This window comes from Nocardioides ungokensis (assembly GCF_013466985.1).
GTDB lineage: Bacteria > Actinomycetota > Actinomycetes > Propionibacteriales > Nocardioidaceae > Nocardioides > Nocardioides ungokensis.
In genome coordinates this window covers 3797819-3815596 of the sequence record NZ_CP059164.1, presented here as the reverse complement: position 1 = coordinate 3815596, position 17778 = coordinate 3797819, and the positions used below count along the sequence as shown (strand labels likewise).

18 protein-coding genes and 1 pseudogene are annotated in these 17778 nt (G+C 72.5%); 13 read left to right on the top strand and 6 right to left on the bottom strand.

Annotated elements, in window-relative coordinates; all coding sequences use genetic code 11:
• Positions 1-921: a hypothetical protein gene (locus H0S67_RS18820; RefSeq protein ID WP_180934280.1), complete on the bottom strand. Its 921-nt coding sequence runs from the start codon at positions 919-921 to the stop codon at positions 1-3.
• A gap of 121 nt (positions 922-1042) precedes the next feature.
• Between H0S67_RS18820 and H0S67_RS18815 the strand changes: the two genes are divergently transcribed.
• The 7 genes from H0S67_RS18815 (at position 1043) to H0S67_RS18780 (ending at position 7322) form a co-directional block, all read left to right on the top strand.
• Positions 1043-2446 carry an NAD(P)H-hydrate dehydratase gene (locus H0S67_RS18815; RefSeq protein ID WP_180934279.1) on the top strand — a complete coding sequence of 468 codons (1404 nt, stop codon included), beginning with the start codon at positions 1043-1045 and terminating at the stop codon, positions 2444-2446.
• Between the two features lie 46 nt (positions 2447-2492).
• On the top strand, positions 2493-3665 hold the full coding sequence (alr, locus tag H0S67_RS18810) for an alanine racemase (RefSeq protein WP_180934278.1): 1173 nt from the start codon (positions 2493-2495) through the stop codon (positions 3663-3665).
• Positions 3662-4750, top strand: a complete 1089-nt coding sequence (locus H0S67_RS18805; protein WP_180934277.1) for an alpha/beta fold hydrolase — start codon at positions 3662-3664, stop codon at positions 4748-4750. Before alr ends, H0S67_RS18805 begins: the two co-directional genes overlap by 4 nt.
• A 222-nt stretch (positions 4751-4972) precedes the next feature.
• A complete protein-coding gene (locus H0S67_RS25900; RefSeq protein WP_246354881.1) occupies positions 4973-5374 on the top strand; it encodes a tRNA (adenosine(37)-N6)-threonylcarbamoyltransferase complex ATPase subunit type 1 TsaE in 402 nt (133 codons plus the stop codon).
• On the top strand, positions 5371-6171 hold the full coding sequence (locus H0S67_RS25895; RefSeq protein ID WP_246354880.1) for a tRNA (adenosine(37)-N6)-threonylcarbamoyltransferase complex ATPase subunit type 1 TsaE: 801 nt from the start codon (positions 5371-5373) through the stop codon (positions 6169-6171). Before H0S67_RS25900 ends, H0S67_RS25895 begins: the two co-directional genes overlap by 4 nt.
• A gap of 9 nt (positions 6172-6180) precedes the next feature.
• A complete protein-coding gene (tsaB, locus tag H0S67_RS18785; protein WP_180934276.1) occupies positions 6181-6819 on the top strand; it encodes a tRNA (adenosine(37)-N6)-threonylcarbamoyltransferase complex dimerization subunit type 1 TsaB in 639 nt (212 codons plus the stop codon).
• Positions 6820-6857: 38 nt separating this feature from the next.
• Complete coding sequence (locus tag H0S67_RS18780) at positions 6858-7322, top strand: GNAT family N-acetyltransferase (protein ID WP_180934275.1); 465 nt, start codon at positions 6858-6860, stop codon at positions 7320-7322.
• Between the two features lie 51 nt (positions 7323-7373).
• On the opposite strand, the gene H0S67_RS18775 is transcribed toward H0S67_RS18780, so the two are convergent.
• Positions 7374-9020 (bottom strand): HAD family acid phosphatase, encoded by a 1647-nt coding sequence (locus tag H0S67_RS18775; protein WP_219635335.1) that lies wholly within the window; start codon positions 9018-9020, stop codon positions 7374-7376.
• Positions 9021-9244: 224 nt separating this feature from the next.
• Between H0S67_RS18775 and tsaD the strand changes: the two genes are divergently transcribed.
• Together tsaD and H0S67_RS18765 are read left to right on the top strand one after the other, a co-directional pair.
• Entirely contained in the window at positions 9245-10288 is a 1044-nt protein-coding gene (gene tsaD, locus H0S67_RS18770; protein ID WP_180934273.1) for a tRNA (adenosine(37)-N6)-threonylcarbamoyltransferase complex transferase subunit TsaD, read from the top strand.
• Between the two features lie 61 nt (positions 10289-10349).
• Positions 10350-11354, top strand: coding sequence for a serine hydrolase domain-containing protein (locus H0S67_RS18765; RefSeq protein WP_180934272.1), 1005 nt, complete (start codon positions 10350-10352; stop codon positions 11352-11354).
• 19 nt (positions 11355-11373) lie between these two features.
• Here H0S67_RS18765 and H0S67_RS18760 read toward each other — a convergent pair whose 3' ends face one another.
• A complete protein-coding gene (locus H0S67_RS18760; RefSeq protein ID WP_180934271.1) occupies positions 11374-12525 on the bottom strand; it encodes a hypothetical protein in 1152 nt (383 codons plus the stop codon).
• Complete coding sequence (locus tag H0S67_RS18755) at positions 12522-13088, bottom strand: SigE family RNA polymerase sigma factor (protein ID WP_246354879.1); 567 nt, start codon at positions 13086-13088, stop codon at positions 12522-12524. The genes H0S67_RS18760 and H0S67_RS18755 overlap by 4 nt, the downstream gene beginning before the upstream one ends.
• A 145-nt stretch (positions 13089-13233) precedes the next feature.
• Between H0S67_RS18755 and H0S67_RS18750 the strand changes: the two genes are divergently transcribed.
• From H0S67_RS18750 to H0S67_RS18740, 3 genes are read left to right on the top strand one after another with little or no spacing between them, the layout of a single operon-like run.
• Positions 13234-14319 carry an S-(hydroxymethyl)mycothiol dehydrogenase gene (locus H0S67_RS18750; RefSeq protein ID WP_180934270.1) on the top strand — a complete coding sequence of 362 codons (1086 nt, stop codon included), beginning with the start codon at positions 13234-13236 and terminating at the stop codon, positions 14317-14319.
• Entirely contained in the window at positions 14319-14954 is a 636-nt protein-coding gene (locus H0S67_RS18745) for an MBL fold metallo-hydrolase (RefSeq protein ID WP_180934269.1), read from the top strand. The genes H0S67_RS18750 and H0S67_RS18745 overlap by 1 nt, the downstream gene beginning before the upstream one ends.
• Before the next feature lie 40 nt (positions 14955-14994).
• Positions 14995-16008, top strand: a complete 1014-nt coding sequence (locus tag H0S67_RS18740) for a cobalamin B12-binding domain-containing protein (protein ID WP_180934268.1) — start codon at positions 14995-14997, stop codon at positions 16006-16008.
• An 18-nt stretch (positions 16009-16026) separates the two neighbouring features.
• Here H0S67_RS18740 and H0S67_RS25890 read toward each other — a convergent pair whose 3' ends face one another.
• Both H0S67_RS25890 and H0S67_RS18735 read right to left on the bottom strand, forming a co-directional pair.
• On the bottom strand, positions 16027-16236 hold the full coding sequence (locus H0S67_RS25890) for a THUMP-like domain-containing protein (RefSeq protein ID WP_246354878.1): 210 nt from the start codon (positions 16234-16236) through the stop codon (positions 16027-16029).
• The gene (locus tag H0S67_RS18735; protein WP_246354877.1) at positions 16164-17183 is read right to left on the bottom strand and encodes a methyltransferase domain-containing protein; all 1020 of its coding nucleotides are present in this window, start codon (positions 17181-17183) and stop codon (positions 16164-16166) included. Before H0S67_RS18735 ends, H0S67_RS25890 begins: the two co-directional genes overlap by 73 nt.
• Here H0S67_RS18735 and H0S67_RS27560 point away from each other — a divergent pair.
• Positions 17135-17703, top strand: a pseudogene (locus H0S67_RS27560) (co-chaperone GroES). The gene H0S67_RS18735 and the pseudogene H0S67_RS27560 overlap by 49 nt on opposite strands.
• Positions 17704-17778: the final 75 nt, after the last annotated feature.

Sequence of the window (17778 nt, the reverse complement as noted above, 5' to 3'; positions counted from 1 at the left end):
CTAGGCCGCACGAGTCGGGACGCCGAGGCGTCGGAGGTCCCCGGCGACCCGCCACGGTTCGTCCCTGAGCTCACGCGCAGTGCAGCGCACGATCAGACGGTCCGGCGAGCTCAGCTGACGCTGGCGAACGAGATCGTCCTCCCAGTGCGCGGCCTCCATGTGGAACCCGCCGTCTACCTCGAGCACCAGAACCCGACCGTCACGAAGACGCCACTCGCAGTCCGTGAAGCGGGGTCTTCCGCCTGCGTCCCGCCGACTCACCTGGCGGTCGGGGAGAGCCAGGCCGTGGTGGCGGCACAGCCGTACGACGTCCAGCTCGGCCACCGACTGGGAACCTCCGGCGATGTCACCGATCACCTCCCGGAACATCGGGGCCCAGCGCAGCGGTCGCAGCATCTTGACCCAGGACAGCAGGGACGCCGGGTCGGCGAGCTGCTGCTGGACGGCAGCCGCCACGACGCCCTGGGCCGTTCGTCGCGAGCGCTGGTGGGCCCCGAAGAGCAGGATCGCCGGCTCGATGCGACTGCGGGGGAGGCCCGACCCGGGAGTACGGAGTGCGGCGATGTCGCGTCGGGTGCGGTGGAAGTCGATGCCCGAGACGTCGTCGACGTCGAGCTCGTCGGGGATCAGGACCGTCACCTCGTCGCGGTGCCAGTTGCGCAACCCGGCCACCTCCGCCGCCGCCAGCCCACCGACGACTGCCTGCGGCCCCGCGTGGAGAACGCCCAGCCACATCAGCTGGGCACGCGACAACGGGCCGGTCGTCGTACTGACCACCATCGGGGAGCGCTCCGCCCAGCGCCCGGCGGCGATCTGGTTGCGCACCCGCCAGCGGTCGAAGCCGAGCTCGCCGAGCTGCCGGCGCGACAGCATCCCCTCCTGCCGCGCGGCCACGGTGCGCCACGAATCCTGGTTGCTCATGCGAGGGCAGACTGCCCGTTCGGCCGCTCTCGGGTTCGGCGTCCTCCACAGCCCTCGGGTCGTGTGGCTCAGGGTGCGCCAGGGCGCACTCTCAGGGGCACGACACCGTTAGGTTGGCCGCATGAGGAGTGCGCACACCGTCGAGCAGGTGCGGGCGGCCGAGGGGGAACTGATGGCGCGGCTCCCGGACGGGGTGCTGATGCAGCGTGCCGCGGCCGGTCTGGCGTACGCCGTCATCGACCTGCTCGGTGGCGCCTACGGGCGGCGGGTGCTGCTGCTCGTCGGGTCCGGCAACAACGGCGGCGACGCTTTGTACGCCGGGGTGCTGCTCGCCCGGCGCGGGTGCCTGGTGGACGCGTGGCTGCTCTCCGACCGGGCCCACGAGGCCGGGGTGGCCGCCCTGCGTGCCGCCGGAGGCCGGGTCGTGCGGTTCGACGTGCGCCGGGGCGCACCCTCCACCGCACGACCGGACGTGGTCGTGGACGGGATCGTCGGGATCGGTGGTCGCGGCGGCCTGGGCAACGAGGCGGTGGCGGCGCTCGCGGCGGTGCCCGGGGTCCCGGTGGTCGCGGTGGACGTCCCGTCCGGGGTGGGCGTCGACACCGGCGAGCTCGACGGCGAGCACGTCCGCGCGGACGTCACCGTCACCTTCGGCACCCACAAGATCGCGCACCTCGTCGACCCCGCGGCCGCGGCCTGCGGCGTGGTGCAGCTCGTCGACATCGGTCTCGACCTGCCGCCGGCGCCCGTCGAGGCGCTCCAGCCGGGGGACGTCGCGGCGCTGCTGCCGCGCCCCCGCCCGGACGCACACAAGTACACCCGCGGCGTCGTCGGCGTCCGCTCCGGCTCCGCGGCCTACCCCGGCGCCGGCCTGCTCAGCGTCGCGGGCGCGGCGACCGGCCTGTGCGGCATGGTGCGGTACGTCGGGGACCGTGCCGTCGCCGACCGGGTCCGGGAGGCGCACCCGGAGGTCGTGGGCGAGGGCAGGGTGCAGGCCTGGGTGGTCGGCTCGGGCGGCGGGGAGCACGCCGGCCGCGAGCTGGCCGAGGCCCTCGACGAGGGTGTCCCGGTAGTGGTCGACGCCGACGCGCTGGCCCACGTGTCCGGCCGGCTCGGCGTCCCGGCGGTCCTCACCCCGCACGCGGGCGAGCTCGCCGCGATGCTCGGCACCGGGCGCGCGGACATCGAGGCCAGTCCGCTGGCTCACGCCCGCCGCGCCGCCGACGAGCTCGGCGCGGTGGTCCTGCTGAAGGGGAGGCACACGCTGGTCGCCGAGCCGGAGGGCCGGGTCCGGGCCACCACCACGGGCGTGCCGTGGCTGGCGACGGCCGGGGCCGGCGACGTCCTCGGCGGGCTCATCGGCGCGCTCCTCGCGGCGGGCCTGGAGCCGTTCGACGCGGCCTCGGTCGGGTCCTGGCTGCACGGCGCCGCCGCGACCCTGGCCTCCCGCGGCGGACCCGTCGTGGCCGGCGACGTGGCCCGCCACGTGGCGGCCGTCGTGCGACACCTCCCGTCCCGCGCCTGACGGCCCTGCGCCGCCCTGGTGTCGACGGATGGGAGAATCGGTGGTCATGAGCCCATCGCCGGTCGCGCGCGCCGAGATCGTGGTCGACCTGGCGGTGATCCGGCACAACGTCGCCACACTGCGCCGGGCGGTGGATCCCGAGGGCGCCGGGACGGTCCGGATGATGACCGTCGTCAAGGCGGACGGCTACGGCCACGGCATGGTCGAGTCCGCCGCGGCCGCCCGCGAGGCCGGGGCCGAGTGGCTCGGCGTGGCCACCGTCGACGAGGCGATGGCGCTGCGCGCCGCCGGCGACACCGGCCGGGTGCTGTGCTGGCTGGCCGTGCCCGGCGAGGGGTACGCCGACCCGGTCGCCGCGGACGTCGACGTCACCGCCGCCACGCTGCCGGTGCTGGGTGAGATCGCCGAGGCCGCCCACCACCTGCAGCGCACCGCACGGGTGCAGCTCAAGATCGACACCGGCCTCTCCCGCGGCGGCGCGACCGCGGCGGACTGGCCGGACCTGGTCGCCGAGGCGGCCCGGCTCGAGGAGCGCGGGCTGGTCCGGGTCACCGGCATCTGGTCCCACTTCGCGTGCAGCGACGAGCCCGACCATCCCGCCAACGACGCGCAGGAGGAGGCCTTCCGCCACGCGCTCGACGTCGCCGCGGCGGCCGGCCTGCGCCCCGAGGTCCGGCACCTGGCCAACTCGGCGGGCGCGCTGCTGCGGCCCTCCTCCCGCTTCGACCTGGTCCGGTGCGGGCTCGCGTCGTACGGCCTCGACCCGGCGCCCGGCCACACCGCCGACTTGGGCCTGGTCCCGGCGATGACGGTGCGCGCGACCCTGGCCCTGGTCAAGCCGATCGCCGCCGGCGCCGGTGTCTCCTACGGTCACACCTGGATCGCGCCGCAGCCCACGACCGTCGGGCTGGTCCCGGCGGGCTACGGCGACGGCGTGCCGCGACACGCGTCCAACACCGCCGAGACCTGGGTCGGCGGCAAGCGACGCCCGGTGCGCGGCCGCATCTGCATGGACCAGTTCGTCGTCGACCTCGAGGGCGACCAGGCAGAGGCCGGCGACGAGGTGGTGCTGTTCGGCATCGGCCGGGACGGGGAGCCGACCGCCCAGGACTGGGCGGAGGCGTGCGGCACCATCTCCTACGAGATCGTCACCAGGATCGGCGGCCGGTTCGTCCGCCGTCACGTCCAACCCGACCGAGGAGCCGAGGACCCCGAATGAGCGTCAGACGCAGGATCCTGGGAGCCGCTGCCGGAGCGGCCGGCATCGCGGTTGCCGGCACGGCCGTCGGGGTCGCCCGGCACCGTCGCGTCATCGCGCGCCGTGGAGCCGGCGACGCCACCCCGTTCGGCTCACTGCGCTCCAGGCCCATCACGGTGGTCGCGGACGACGGCGTGCCGCTCCACGTCGAGGTCGACGAGCTCGTCCTCGACGAGAACAACGGCCGCCGCCGCACCAGGCGCGCGGCGCATCCGCCGCTGACGGTGGTGTTCTGCCACGGCTACGCGCTCAACCTGGACTGCTGGCACTTCCAGCGGGCCGGCTACCGCGGCTTGGTCCGGTCGGTCTTCTACGACCAGCGCTCGCACGGCCGCTCCGGCCGCTCGACCCTGGGCCACGCCACGATCGACCAGCTCGGCCGCGACCTCAAGCAGATCCTCGACGAGGTCGTGCCCGAGGGGCCGGTGGTGCTCGTCGGCCACTCGATGGGCGGCATGACCATCATCGCGCTCGCCGAGCAGCACCCTGAGCTCTTCGGTGACCGGGTCGCCGGGGTCGCGCTGATCTCCACCACCGCCGGCGGGCTCGACCCGAGCCGGATCCTGCTCCCGATCCTGCCGCTCTCGATCGGCGGCGAGATCACCCACCGCGCGGTGCGGCTGCTCGGCCGCGGCCACAGGAGCGTCGACCGGGTCCGCCGGCTCGGCCGCAACGTGGCCACAGTCGCCACCGACGTCTTCGCGTTCGGTGACGCCGTGCCCGCGGGGTACGTCGACTTCGTGGACCGGATGCTCTCGGACACGCCGTTCGAGGTCGTCGCGGAGTTCTTCGGCAGCTTCCGGATGCTCGACAAGTTCCACGCCGTCGCGGCGCTGGAGAACGTCCCGACCGCGATCATCTGCGGCACCGCCGACCGGCTCACCTCGGTCGGGCACAGCCGCAAGCTGCACGCGCACATCCCCGGCTCGACCCTGCTGGAGTGCGAGAAGGCCGGCCACATGGTGATCATGGAGCGCCACGACCAGGTCAACGCCGAGCTCGACCAGCTGATCGCCGCGGCCGCCGGGCTGGTGGACTCCCGATGAGCCTGGAGATCCGTCACGTCGGAGCCGAGGAGGCCGAGGCGGTGCGGGCCGTGGTGCTGCCGGCCTTCGAGGCGCGTCCGCCACTCGACCCGCCGGCCGCCGCGCTCAGCGAGAGCCTGACCGAGCTGGCCGCACTGCTCGCCAACGGCGCCGGCGGCCTGGTGGCGCGCTTCGAGGGCGAGGACGTCGGCGCCCTGGTGCTCGACCCGAAGGGGCAGCACGATGTACCTGCGCCGCTTCGGGGTGCTGCCCTCCGCCCAGGGGCACGGGATCGCGAAGATGCTCATCGACGCCGCGGTCGACGCCGCCAACGGCTACGACGACCTGACCGTCGTGACCCGCGAGGAGCTGCCGCGGACCCGCCGCTTCTGGGAGCGCCAGGGCTTCCGGGAGGTACGCCGCGCCTCGCCCAACGTCGAGCTGCGCCGACCGCTGCGCACGTTCCTCTTCGACGCCCCCGACGCCGACTCGATGCGGGACATCGGCCGCGCCCTGGCCGGGCAGCTGAGCGCCGGCGACCTGATCGTGCTGAGCGGGGAGCTCGGGGCGGGCAAGACGACGTTCACCCAGGGCATCGGTGCGGCCTCGAGGTCCGTGGCGACATCACCTCGCCGACGTTCGTGATCGCCCGCGAGCACCCCTCGCTGGTCGAGGGGCCGGGGCTCGTGCACGTCGACGCCTACCGGCTTGGTGGCATCGGCGAGCTCGACGACCTCGACCTCGACGCCTCCCTCGACGAGTCGGTGACCGTCGTGGAGTGGGGGGAGGGGGTGGCCGAGGGGCTGGCCGAGTCCCGGCTGGAGGTGCGGATCATCCGGGCGCTCGCCGACGACGACGTCGACACCGAGCTCGACCCGCGTCGGGTCCTGATGACCCCGATCGGACCGCGGTGGTACTCCATGGAGGTCCCCTCCAGCCAGCGCCCGCCGCTGGCCGAGAAGCTCAACGAGAACCTGCTCCTCGACTTCCGGCGCTGCGACGAGTCCGAGCTGAGCGACCTCGACCCGAGCATCCCGCTGCCGCTGGCGCTGATGGTGGCCGAGCACGCCGGCGGCGTGGTCATGGTCCACAACAGCTGGCGCGACGAGTGGGAGCTGCCCGGCGGGCAGATCCACCAGGACGAGACGCCGCGCGAGGCAGCGGTGCGCGAGTTCCTCGACGAGACCGGTACGCCGGCCGGCGCGGTGGAGTTCGTCGGGGTCGGCACGGTCCAGCTCGGCCACGAACGCCGCATCGAGTTCGTCGCGGTCTACCGCACGGAGCTGAACGGCAGGGTCGACTTCGCCCCCAACGACCAGATCGACGAGCTGCGCACCTGGGACCTCGTCTCCGACCTGCCCGGGGCGTCGGGGATCGACGCGCACCTGGCCGAGCTCGCGCTGGAGCGCCCGGAGGTCTCGGACGCGACCGCGTCCCAGTAGCCTCGACCCGTGCTGCTCGCCTTCGACACCGCCACGCCGTACGTCTCCGTCGCCCTGCACGACGGCGAGGACGTCGTGGTGGAGCTCGTCTCCGAGCGGCCGATGAAGCACGGCGAGCAGCTCGCGCCCCTGATCGCCCAGGCCCTCGAGCAGGCCGGGAGGACTCGCCAGGACCTCACCGCGATCGCGGTCGGAGTCGGGCCCGGGCCCTTCACCGGGCTGCGGGTCGGACTGGTGACCGCGCGGACGCTGGGCTTCGTCCTCGGCATCCCGGTGCACGGCGTCTGCTCGCTCGACGTCCTGGCCGTCGAGGCGGTCGACACCGCAGCGGTGACGGGCCACTTCGTGGTGGCGACCGATGCCCGCCGCAAGGAGGTCTACCTCGCGTCGTACGACGCCGAGGCGGCGCGCCTGCACGGGCCCATGGTGGAGCACCCCGGGGCCGCCGCCACCGATCTGCCCGTGGTGGGCGAGGGGGCGACCCTCTACCCCGACGCCTTCCCGAACGCCGCCGGCCCGGCCCGGCCGAGCGCCGGCTGGCTGGCCCGGGTCGTGACCGGGCAGCGTGCCGAGCTGCGCGACCCGGAGCCGCTCTACCTGCGCCGCCCGGACGCCGTGGCGCCGGGGCGTCCCAAGCCCGTCTCGTGATCCGCACCCGATGATCCGCACCCGATGATCCGCACCCGATGATCCGCACAGCCACCGACGACGACGCCCACGCGGTGGCGGCGCTGGAGCGCGGCAACCTGGGGATCGACGCCTGGTCGGAAGGGCTCGTGATCGAGGCCGTGGGCGGACGGCTCCCGACCATCCACGTGCTCGTGGCAGAGGTCGACGGTGAGGTCGTCGGCCACGCCGTGGCCAGCATCGTCGCCGACGTGGCCGAGCTCCAGCGGATCTCGGTGGACCGGCCGCACCGGCGTACCGGCCTGGCGACCGCGCTGCTGGCGGCGGTGCGTGACCTCGCCCTCGACGACGGTGCCGACCGGCTGCTGCTGGAGGTCCGTGAGGACAACGCGGGTGCGATCGCGTTCTACGAGACCGAGGGCTTCGCCGAGGTGGGCCGTCGCCGCCACTACTACAAGGACGGCGCCACCGCGGTCGTCCTCAGCCTGGGGCTGGGACGCCGCGATGGCGCCGTCAGGGGTTGAGCACTGCCGAAGGCAGCACGAGCACTGCCCGGGGGCAGCTCGAGCAATGCCTTACGGCAGGTAGTACGTCGGGTTCGGCAGCTTGACCGCGCGGTCCGAGGAGCCGCCGATCAGGTCGCTGAACTGGTCACCGAGGTTGGCGATGATGTGCAGGCCCATGTCGTCCTGCACGTGCTTGCGGGTCGACGCCTTGTAGTCGATCGTCGAGCACTTGGTCGCGTCGCCGTCGAGCGAGCAGTCGACGTACGCCGGGGGCTCGTCGGTGCTGGTCCACTTGGTGAAGTAGTACTGCGAGCGGAAGAGCGAGTTGTCGGTCTTCGTGTCGTAGTAGAACTTGGCGAGGTTGTCGAGCGTCGCGGTGCGCTGGGCGTTGTTGCGACCGGTCAGGCCGACGACCTTGCAGCCACCGGCGGCGGCGGCGCGGACGACCTTGACCATGCCCGGGACGGCCGGGAAGCGCTCCTCCTGGACCCAGGTGTTCTGCAGGACCGGGTCGAAGTTGAACGCCATCTTGGCGTCCTCCATGTCGTAGGTCCACAGCGTGGTGTCGTCGGCGTCGAAGACGACGGCCGGCTTGATGCCCTTGCTGACCTGGTTGGCGCAGGCGGTGCGCAGCTTGGGCGCCCACTTGGCCGCGAAGTCGGTCATCTCGGTGATGTACGGCGAGGTCTGCTTGTTCGCCTTGTGCGTCACCGGGTCCGCGCCGTAGTAGTTGCGGATCGTGGCCTTCACCGAGTCGATGTTCGGGATGCCCTCGCCGCCCTCGGTGGCGCCGCTGGAGCCGTTCGGCGCCATCGTGAACGAGGTGCGCGGTGCCAGCGTGACGTCGGACGCCGGGGCACCCTGGATGTTGGCGCTCGGCAGGTAGTAGGTCGGGTTCGGCAGCTTGAGGCTGTCGTCCGAGAAGCCGCCCTGCAGGTCCGAGAACTGGTCACCGATGTTCAGGACGATGTCCTGGCCGAGGCCGCCGTCGGCGACGGGTGCCTCGATGTACTTGCGGGTGCCGGCCTTGTACTCCACGGTCGTGCACTTGGCCGGGTCGTCGGTGGGGTCGACGCTGGTGTGGCAGTCGAGGTAGTCCGGCTTGGGGTGCGTGCTGTCGAACTTCGTGAAGAAGTTGTCGGCGTTGAACTCGGTGTAGCCGACGTTCCCCAGGTTGGCGATCGTGTCGTCCTCCTGGCTCGCACTGCGGCCGGTGATGCCGTAGATGTTGTAGCCCTTGGCCGCGACGGCGTCGACGAAGTCGACCATGCCCGGCGTGGCCGGGAACTTGCCGTCGTGGACCCACGTGCCCTGGAGCACCGGGTCGAAGTTGAAGTGCATCGCCCCGTCCTCCATGTCGTAGGTCCAGAGCGTGGTGTCGTCGGCGTCGAAGACGACCGCCTTGTTGGCGGCCGGGTCGACCGTCGGGAGCGCAGCGAGGGCGTCCGTCTCGATCTGCGTCATCTCGGAGATGTACGGCGAGTCGGTCTTGTTGGCGATGCCGTTCGAGCCGGCGCCGTAGTAGGTGCGGATCGTCGACTTCACCGAGTCGATGTTCGGGATGTTGGCACCCGTGGTGTCGAGCCCGGACGAGCCGTCCGGCTGCATCGTGAAGGTCGAGTGCGGGACCAGCGTGGTGTCGTCGACGGTGCGGGCACCGGCGACGGCAGGACTGGCGAGGAGGAGTGCGGCCGACGCGGAGGCGACGAGGGCCACGTGAGTTCGGGGAGTGCCCGGAATTCGCATGTGGTGCTCCGAGTTCTGATGTGAGAGAGACAACAAACTCGGACAACTTACGACCGAAGGCGGCTCCCCGCAGCAGGACTCACCGAATTGTTTCCCAGGGGCGCCACGATGTTCACGGCGGCGCATCCGGGCTGCCGGGCCCGGTTCCCGGGGGTGTGGCCCCGGGCCGGACGCAGGGCTTGCACAATGGCCGGGTGAACGAACCCCTGGTCCTCGGCATCGAGACGTCGTGCGACGAGACCGGCGTCGGCATCGTGCGCGGCAACACCCTGCTGGCCGACGCCGTCGCGAGCAGCGTCGAGGAGCACGCGCGCTTCGGCGGGGTGGTCCCGGAGGTCGCCAGCCGCGCGCACCTCGAGGCGATGGTTCCCACCATCGAGCGCGCCTGCGAGACCGCCGGCATCACGCTGTCCGACGTCGACGCCATCGCGGTCACCAACGGCCCCGGCCTGGCCGGTGCACTGCTCGTCGGCGTCGCCGCGGCGAAGGCGCTCGCCATCGGGCTCGGCAAGCCGATCTACGGCGTCAACCACCTCGCCTCGCACGTGGCCGTGGACCAGCTCGAGCACGGGCCGCTGCCCGAGCCGTGCCTGGCGATGCTGGTGAGCGGTGGCCACTCGAGCCTGCTCCGGGTGGAGGACGTCACGGCCGGCGTGGACCCGATGGGCTCGACGATCGACGACGCTGCCGGCGAGGCCTTCGACAAGGTCGCCCGCCTGCTCGGGCTGCCCTTCCCGGGGGGTCCGCACATCGACCGGGTCGCGCGCGAGGGCGACAGCGTGTACGTCGACTTCCCTCGCGGGCTCACCTCCCGGCGCGACCTGGAGCGCCACCGCTTCGACTTCTCGTTCTCCGGGCTCAAGACCGCGGTGGCGCGGTGGGTCGAGGCCCGCGAGCGTTCCGGGGAGCCGGTTCCCGTGGCCGACGTGGCGGCCAGCTTCCAGGAGGCGGTCTGCGACGTGCTGACCCGCAAGGCCATCGATGCGGCCGCTACCGAGGGGATCGACGACATCCTGATCGGCGGCGGCGTCGCCGCGAACTCCCGGCTGCGCGCGATGGCCGAGGAGCGGGCCGCCGCGAAGGGCATCCGGGTGCGGGTCCCGCGCCCCGGCCTGTGCACCGACAACGGCGCCATGGTCGCCGCGCTCGGCTCCGAGATGGTGTCGCGGGGGAGGACCCCGTCGCCGCTGGACCTGCCGGCGGACTCCTCCCTCCCGGTCACCAGCGTCCTGGCCTGATCCGGCGGTCGCCAGGGTATTTCGACGGTCGGCTTCCCGCCGAGCGGGGTAGTTTCGGGCGATGCAGGCACTCAAGGGCGCGGTGGACGAGGCGGCGGAGCGCTCGAGGTTCTCCGGGGTGGTCCGGGTGGACCGTTCCGGCGTCCTGGAGTTCTGCTCGTCCTACGGGCTCGCCGACCGTGCCCACGAGGTCCCCAACACGGTGGACACCGTCTTCGCCATCGCCAGTGGGACGAAGGGCCTGACCGCGCTGGCGGTGATGGGCCTGGTCGAGCGAGGGACGCTCGACCTCGCCACCACCGCGCGGTCGCTGCTCGGCGACGACCTGCCCCTGGTCGCCGACGACGTGACGGTCGAGCACCTGCTGGCACACCGGTCCGGGATCGGCGACTACCTCGACGAGGACGCCGTCGGCGACGTCCGCGACTACGTGATGACGGTGCCGGTCCACCAGCTCGCGACCACCGAGCAGTTCCTGCCGGCGCTCGACGGACACCCGACCGTGTCGCCCGCCGGCGAGCGGTTCGCCTACAACAACGCCGGATACGTCCTGCTCGCGCTGCTGGCTGAGCGAGCCACCGGGGTTGAGTTCCACGACCTGGTGCGCACCCTCGTCTGCGAGCCCGCGGGCATGGTCGACACCGCGTTCCTGCGCTCCGACGAGCTGCCGGGTCGTGCTGCCCGGGGCTACCTGTCGGTGGACGGCCTGAGGACGAACGTGCTCCACCTCCCGGTGCGCGGCAACGGCGACGGGGGCATCTACTCGACCGCTGCCGACTTCAGCGCCTTCTGGGAGGCGCTGTTCGGCGGACGGATCGTCTCGCCGGAGGGGCTCGCCGAGATGGTGCGGCCGCGCAGCGACTGGCCCGAGGAGTCCAGGCGCTACGGGCTCGGGTTCCACCTGCGGGCGACGGGCGACGGCGTCTTCCTCGAGGGGTACGACGCGGGCGTCTCGTTCACGAGCCTGCACCAGCCCACGTCCTCGACCACCTGCACGGTCATCTCGAACTGGTCGGACGGCGCCTGGCCGATCGCCCGGCTGCTCGGCGACCGGTTCGGCAGCTGAGCAGCCCGGACCCACCGGGTCATTCCGAGGGCAGGTACTCCGACATCATCTCGGGGTTCCCACCCGGGACGGGGCCCGCGACGGTCTCGAGGTCGCCACCACCGATGTCCACCCGGTCCACGGTCCAGTGCTTGCCCGCCAGGTCGGCGAGCACCGTGGACAGGTGGGAGTCGTCGGCCCAGGCGAACCGGCTGACGACCTGCTTGCCGGGGTCGACCTCTCGCACCACCTGCAGTTGGCGGTCGACCACAGTCACGTCGCTGAACATGCCGTCCTCGAAGAAGGCGGACGACAGGTGCTGGCCGTCCGGGGCGAACTGGAGCCCGTTGGTGCTGCAGCTGCGCGCGAGGACCCGCCGCGCCTCCGGGTCGTAGAGACCGCCGCAGCCGTACTGCTCGTTCTCGCTGGGCAGGAAGGCCACCGCCCACGTCTTGCCGTCGCGGCTCACGTCGGTGACCCGCAGCGGCTCGCTGGTCGCGACCTCCGACACGCCGTCGGTCGAGACCTCGCCGGTCGTCTGCGTCCCGTCGCTCAGGATCGCCTGGCAGCCGCCCTCGGCACAGTGGTCGCCGGTCACTGCGTCGACCATGGGGATCGTCCCCGCCGACTTCGACATCCGCGCCAGTGCGACCGGCTCGGCGACACCGCTTTCCAGGACCTGCACCCGGGGGCCGTCGAGCCAGGCCGCCAGATCGTCGGTGGAGCTCATGGTGAGGAGCAGCAGATCGACCGGGTACGTCGCGGTCAGCGACCCGTCCGGTGCGAACACCTGGATGGCCTGCTTCGCCTGGTTGGCCACCACCATGCGGCCGTCGGTCAGCATGCCGAACTGGCTCACGTCCTTGCTGGGTGCGTCGATGTGCACCGTGCCCCCGTCCGTGAGGGTCACCTCGCCGTCGTGCAGGACGGCGGTGTGCGAGCTGTGCGTCGGTGCCGGCGCGGGCTGGGGACCGTCCGCGCGGTCGAGGCTGCCGGAGAGCACGGCCGGCACGACCGCGACGACCGCCACGGCGGCGACGATCGCGGCCGCTGCCGAGGCGCGGCGGCGCCGCCGGATGCGGTGCGCCTGGCCGCGCACGTCGTCGAAGGAGAGCGGCGCGCCGTACATGTGGTCGGCGCGGGCGCGCAGCTCCTCACCCAGCCTCTCCGCGAGGTGGTCCTGGTTGCTCATCGCTCCTCCTCCCGGGGGTGCAGGGTTGCGGGGGTGCGCTCGCGCAGCGCCGCGAGCGCGCGGCTGGTCTGGGACTTCACGGTGCCGACGGAGATGCCGAGCACGTCGGCGGTCTCGGCCTCCGAGAGCTCCTCGTAGTAGCGCAGCACGAGGACGGCGCGGGCCTTGCGGGGCAGGGTCTGCACCAGCGCCCAGAGGGTGTCGTTGCGGCCGTCGTCGTAGGTGTCGTGGACCGGCGTGCTGTCCGGAACCTCGTCGGTGGAGTGCTCGCGCCGCTTCCAGGCCCGGCGCCAGACCGAGTTGTTCTCGTTGACCATGATCCGCCGGACGTAGGCGTCCACCGAGTCGCGATCACGCACCCGGTCCCAAGCGAGGTAGAGCTTGGCCAGCGAGGTCTGCAGGACGTCCTCGGCCTGGTGCTGGTCGCCGGTGAGCAGGTACGCCGTGCGCAGCAGCGCGGGCTGCCGCGCGGCGAGGTACGCCGTGAACTCGGCATCACGCTCCGCCGAGCTCCCCGGCATCCCGACCCCCGATCCAGTGCCCGTGTGGGCTGTGAGCTGCATCTTGTCCTCCGTCCGTACGGAACAAGGACGCGGGCCCCCGCCGGGAGGTTGCAAATGGGCCGGTGCCGGCCGACCAGCGCCTCCCTAAGGTGTCTGCAGAGGGTCGGTGAGCGCGGCCAGCACGAGGGAGACGAGAGGACAGCGCATGCAGCAGGTGAAGGCAGTCGTCGCACGAGCCAAGGGGCAGCCCGTCGAGGTGACGACCATCAACGTGCCCGACCCCGGGCCGGGCGAGGCGCTGGTGAAGGTGCAGGCCTGCGGGGTCTGCCACACCGACCTGCACTACCGCGAGGGCGGCATCAACGACGACTTCCCGTTCCTGCTCGGCCACGAGGCGGCGGGCGTGGTCGAGGCCGTCGGCGAGGACGTCACCAGCGTCGAGCCGGGCGACTTCGTGATCCTCAACTGGCGTGCGGTGTGCGGCGACTGCCGCGCCTGCAACCGCGGCGAGCCGTGGTACTGCTTCGCCACCCACAACGCGACCCAGCGGATGACGCTGGAGGACGGCACCGAGCTGACCCCGGCGCTCGGCATCGGGGCCTTCGCCGAGAAGACCCTGGTCGCGGCGGGCCAGTGCACCAAGGTCGACCCGTCCGCGCGGCCGGCCGCCGTCGGCCTGCTCGGGTGCGGCGTGATGGCCGGCCTGGGTGCGGCGATCAACACCGGCAACGTGGGCCGCGGCAAGTCCGTGGCCGTCATCGGCTGCGGCGGTGTGGGTGTCGCGGCAGTCGCCGGCTCCGCGCTCGCCGGTGCGTCCACGATCATCGCGGTCGACATCGACGCCAAGAAGCTCGAGGCCGCCACGAGGATGGGTGCGACCCACACCGTGAACAGCAAGGAGGCCGACCCGGTGGCGGCCATCCAGGAGCTGACCGGTGGCAACGGGGCCGACGTCGTCATCGACGCCGTCGGTCGCCCCGAGACCTGGAAGCAGGCGTTCTACGCCCGCGACCTCGCCGGGACCGTGGTCCTCGTCGGCGTGCCCACCCCGGACATGAAGGTCCCGGACATCCCGTTGATCGACGTCTTCGGCAGGGGCGGTTCGCTGAAGTCCAGCTGGTACGGCGACTGCCTGCCCTCCCGCGACTTCCCGATGCTGGTCGACCTCTACCAGCAGGGTCGCCTCGACCTCGACGCCTTCGTCACCGAGGAGATCGGCATCGACGACGTCGAGGCGGCGTTCGAGAAGATGCACGGCGGCAACGTGCTGCGCTCGGTCGTGGTCCTCTGATGGCCGGGTCGCGGGGCGCCCGCGTCGACCACGCCGTCTCCAGCGGCACGTTCAGCCTCGACGGGGAGACCTTCGAGGTCGACAACAACATCTGGGTCGTGGGCGACGACACCGAGTGCGTGGTCATCGATGCGCCGCACTCGGTCGACGACATCATGGCCGTGGTGGGCGACCGCAAGGTCAGGGCGATCCTGCTCACCCACGCCCACGACGACCACTGCCGGGTGGCGCCGGCCCTGCGGGAGCGCACGGTCGCGCCGATCATGCTGCACCCGGACGACCGGCCGTTGTGGGAGCTCACCCACGGTGACGCCGAGACCGGGGACCACCTGTGGGACGTCGATCTCGCGGACGGTTTCGAGATCGGCGTCGGGGGTATCACTCTCCGTGCCATCCACACCCCGGGGCACGCCCCGGGGGCGGTGTGTTTCCACGCCCCGGACCTCGGCTGCGTGTTCACCGGCGACACCCTGTTCCAGGGTGGGCCCGGTGCCACCGGTCGGTCGTTCAGCGACGAGGAACAGATCAAGAGGTCCATCCGGTCCCGGCTCCTCGAGCTCCCCGGCGACACCGTGGTCCACACCGGGCACGGCGACGACACCACCATCGGCGCCGAGCGGGAGGCACTGGGCTGAGCCCGTCGTGAGGTCGGCGGGTCGAGAAGGACGGAGACCCGTGGACGAGGACTACTGGCAGGCGCTGAGCGTCGGCGACCGGCATGCCGCCATGGCGGCGGTGAAGCGGCTCCAGGAGGCCGGACGCTCCACCCTCGAGATCGTCGACGAGCTCATCGTGCCCGCGCAGGCCCGCGTGGGTGACCTCTGGCTCGACGGCGAGTGGACAGTGTCCCAGGAGCACACGGCGACGGCGATCAACGAGGGCCTGGTGCACTGGCTCGGCTCTTTCGCGCCGCCGCCCGACCCGTCGCGACCGCTCGTGCTCGTGTCCTGCATCGAGGGGGAGCGGCACGCCCTGCCGGCCCTCGTGGTGGCCGAGACCCTGCGCGTGGCGGGCTACCGGGTCGACTACCTCGGCGGCGACCCCGAGCCGCACGACCTGCTCAGCGAGGTGCTCGTGCGCAAGCCGCGTGCGGTGCTGTTCAGCGCCTCGCTGACCTCGTCGCTGGCGTCGCAGAAGGGGCTCTTCGGCAGCATCGGTGCCATCGGCATCCCGGTCATCGTGGGTGGTCGCGCCTTCGGGGGCGACGAACGGCGCGCGCGGCGCTCGGCGCCACGGCGTACGCGCCCACGGTGGGGGACGTCCTCCGTGTCCTCGAGGAGCTCCCGCCGCGGACGTCGGCGGCGGAGGCCCGAGGAGGGCCCGGCCGACGCCGAGGCGGCCTGGATCCTCGGCTTCCGCAGCCAGATCACCCCGCACGTGGTGCGCACCCTCGGACACCGGCACGCCGTGGACGGGTCGCGTCCCGCGTGGTGGATCGAGCTCGAGGGGCACGTCGACCACGTCCTCGGCTGCCTGGCGGCAGCGCTGGTCACCGGCGACGAGTCGATCATCGTCGAGGTGCGCCACTGGCTCGGGCAGGTGCTCGGCAGGCGGGGCGGGCCACCCGGGCTGGTCGGCGAGATCTGGGACCTGCTCGCCCGGCCGCTGCGCGGCCACCCGCTGGCGCGCGTGTTCCTCGCCGGGGCCGCCGCACCGACGGACGACGGCATCCCCGAGGCCTCTGCCTGACGGCGACCCCCGGCGGGGTCAGAGGGGCCGGACGAGCAGCGCGGTGCCGCTCCCGGCGACGCGGGTGAGCACGATGGTCGCCTCGGCGTCACCGGTGAGGTCGAGGCGCTTGCGGAGCTCGTCGGGCACGACGTCGACGCCACGCTTCTTGATGGTCAGCCGGCCGATCCGGCGCTCGCGCAGCGCGGCCCGCAGCGGCTTCTCTCGGTAGGGCAGCTCCTCGAGCACCTCGTAACCCGCGCGAACGGCGTCGCGGAGGCCTCGTCGGACGTCACGTAGGCGATGTGGGCGTCGACCAGGCCGCCGTGCAGGTCGGCCGCGACCGCGGTGACCAGCCCCGCGCGGATCACCGCGCCGTCGGGCTCATAGAGGTAGCGCCCGACCGGAACCACACCGGCCCCGGGGTCGTCCTCGTCGGTGAGGCTGGCCAGGCCTCCCTCACCGATGACCGTGGCGCGCCGGGCGGTCGTGGCCAGCCGGCCCGACCACAGCGCGGCCTCCTTGACCTCGCCGTGGTCGCTGACCCACTCGGCCTCGACACCGTCGGGCACCAGATCGTGGGGGATGCCCGGTGCCACCTTGACGCAGGAGTCGCGATGCAGCAGCCGCTCCACGAACGACCACGGCGGGGTCCAGTCGTCCACGTCGAAGGTGCGGCCCCGGGCGGACCGGCGGGCCGGGTCGGCGAAGGCGACGTCGAACGGCGTGGGATCGACCTCCGTGGCGTCGGCGACCTGCACCGCGCCGTCGAGCCCGAGCGCCGCCAGGTTCGCGGCAGCCACCTCCACCCGCAGCGGGTCCAGGTCGACGCCTGCACAGATCATCCCGGCCGAGGCGAACGCGACGAGGTCGCCCCCGATCCCGCAGCCGAGGTCGATGACCGTGCGGGTGGCGGCGGCCTCGAGGCGGGCCGCGCGGTGCCGTGCGACGGGGAACCGGGTGGCCTGCTCGAGCCCGTCCGGGGTGAAGTACATGCGGGCGGCGAGGTCGCCGAACTTGGCCTCTGCCCGGCGGCGCAGCGCGACCTGGGTCATCGCCGCCGCGACGTGGCCCGGCGCCGCGTGCCGGCGCAGCTGGGTCTGGGCGCGCAGCGGGTCGTCGGGGGCCTCGGCGGCCCGGGCGAGCAGTGCCTGGCCGTCGTCGGTCAGCAGCCACCGGAAGTCGTCGAGGTCCACGCGTCGATCCTGTCAGAGACCCGGAGCCGACCATCGCTGGCACTCATTCGGGCCGAGTGCTAACGTCAGGACTGGCACTCTCACCACGAGGGTGCCAGCGCTTGCGAGCGAAGTGCGACCCCCGCGACGGCGTACCTCCCAGCAAGCCCCAACGTCCGGAGGACTCCCGTCACCCGGAGTGCTCCAAGCCCTACGTCAGACAAGTGGAGAAAGTGGAGGTCGACATCGTGTCGGTCAACATCAAGCCCCTCGAGGACCGCATCGTCGTCAAGCCGCTCGAGGCCGAGCAGACCACGGCGTCCGGCCTGGTCATCCCGACACCGCCAAGGAGAAGCCCCAGGAGGGCGAGGTCGTGGCGACCGGTCCGGGTCGCATCGACGACAAACGGCAACCGCGTCCCGCTGGACGTGGCCGTCGGCGACAAGTCATCTACAGCAAGTACGGCGGCACCGAGGTCAAGTACGGCGGGTCGGAGTTCCTGATCCTCTCCGCCCGCGACGTGCTTGCCGTCGTTTCCTGAATTCCCCTGAGTCGTGTCCCTGAGCGAGCGCCCCGGCGCACGCCCGGGGGCACGGCTCGATCTCTTTGAGGAGAG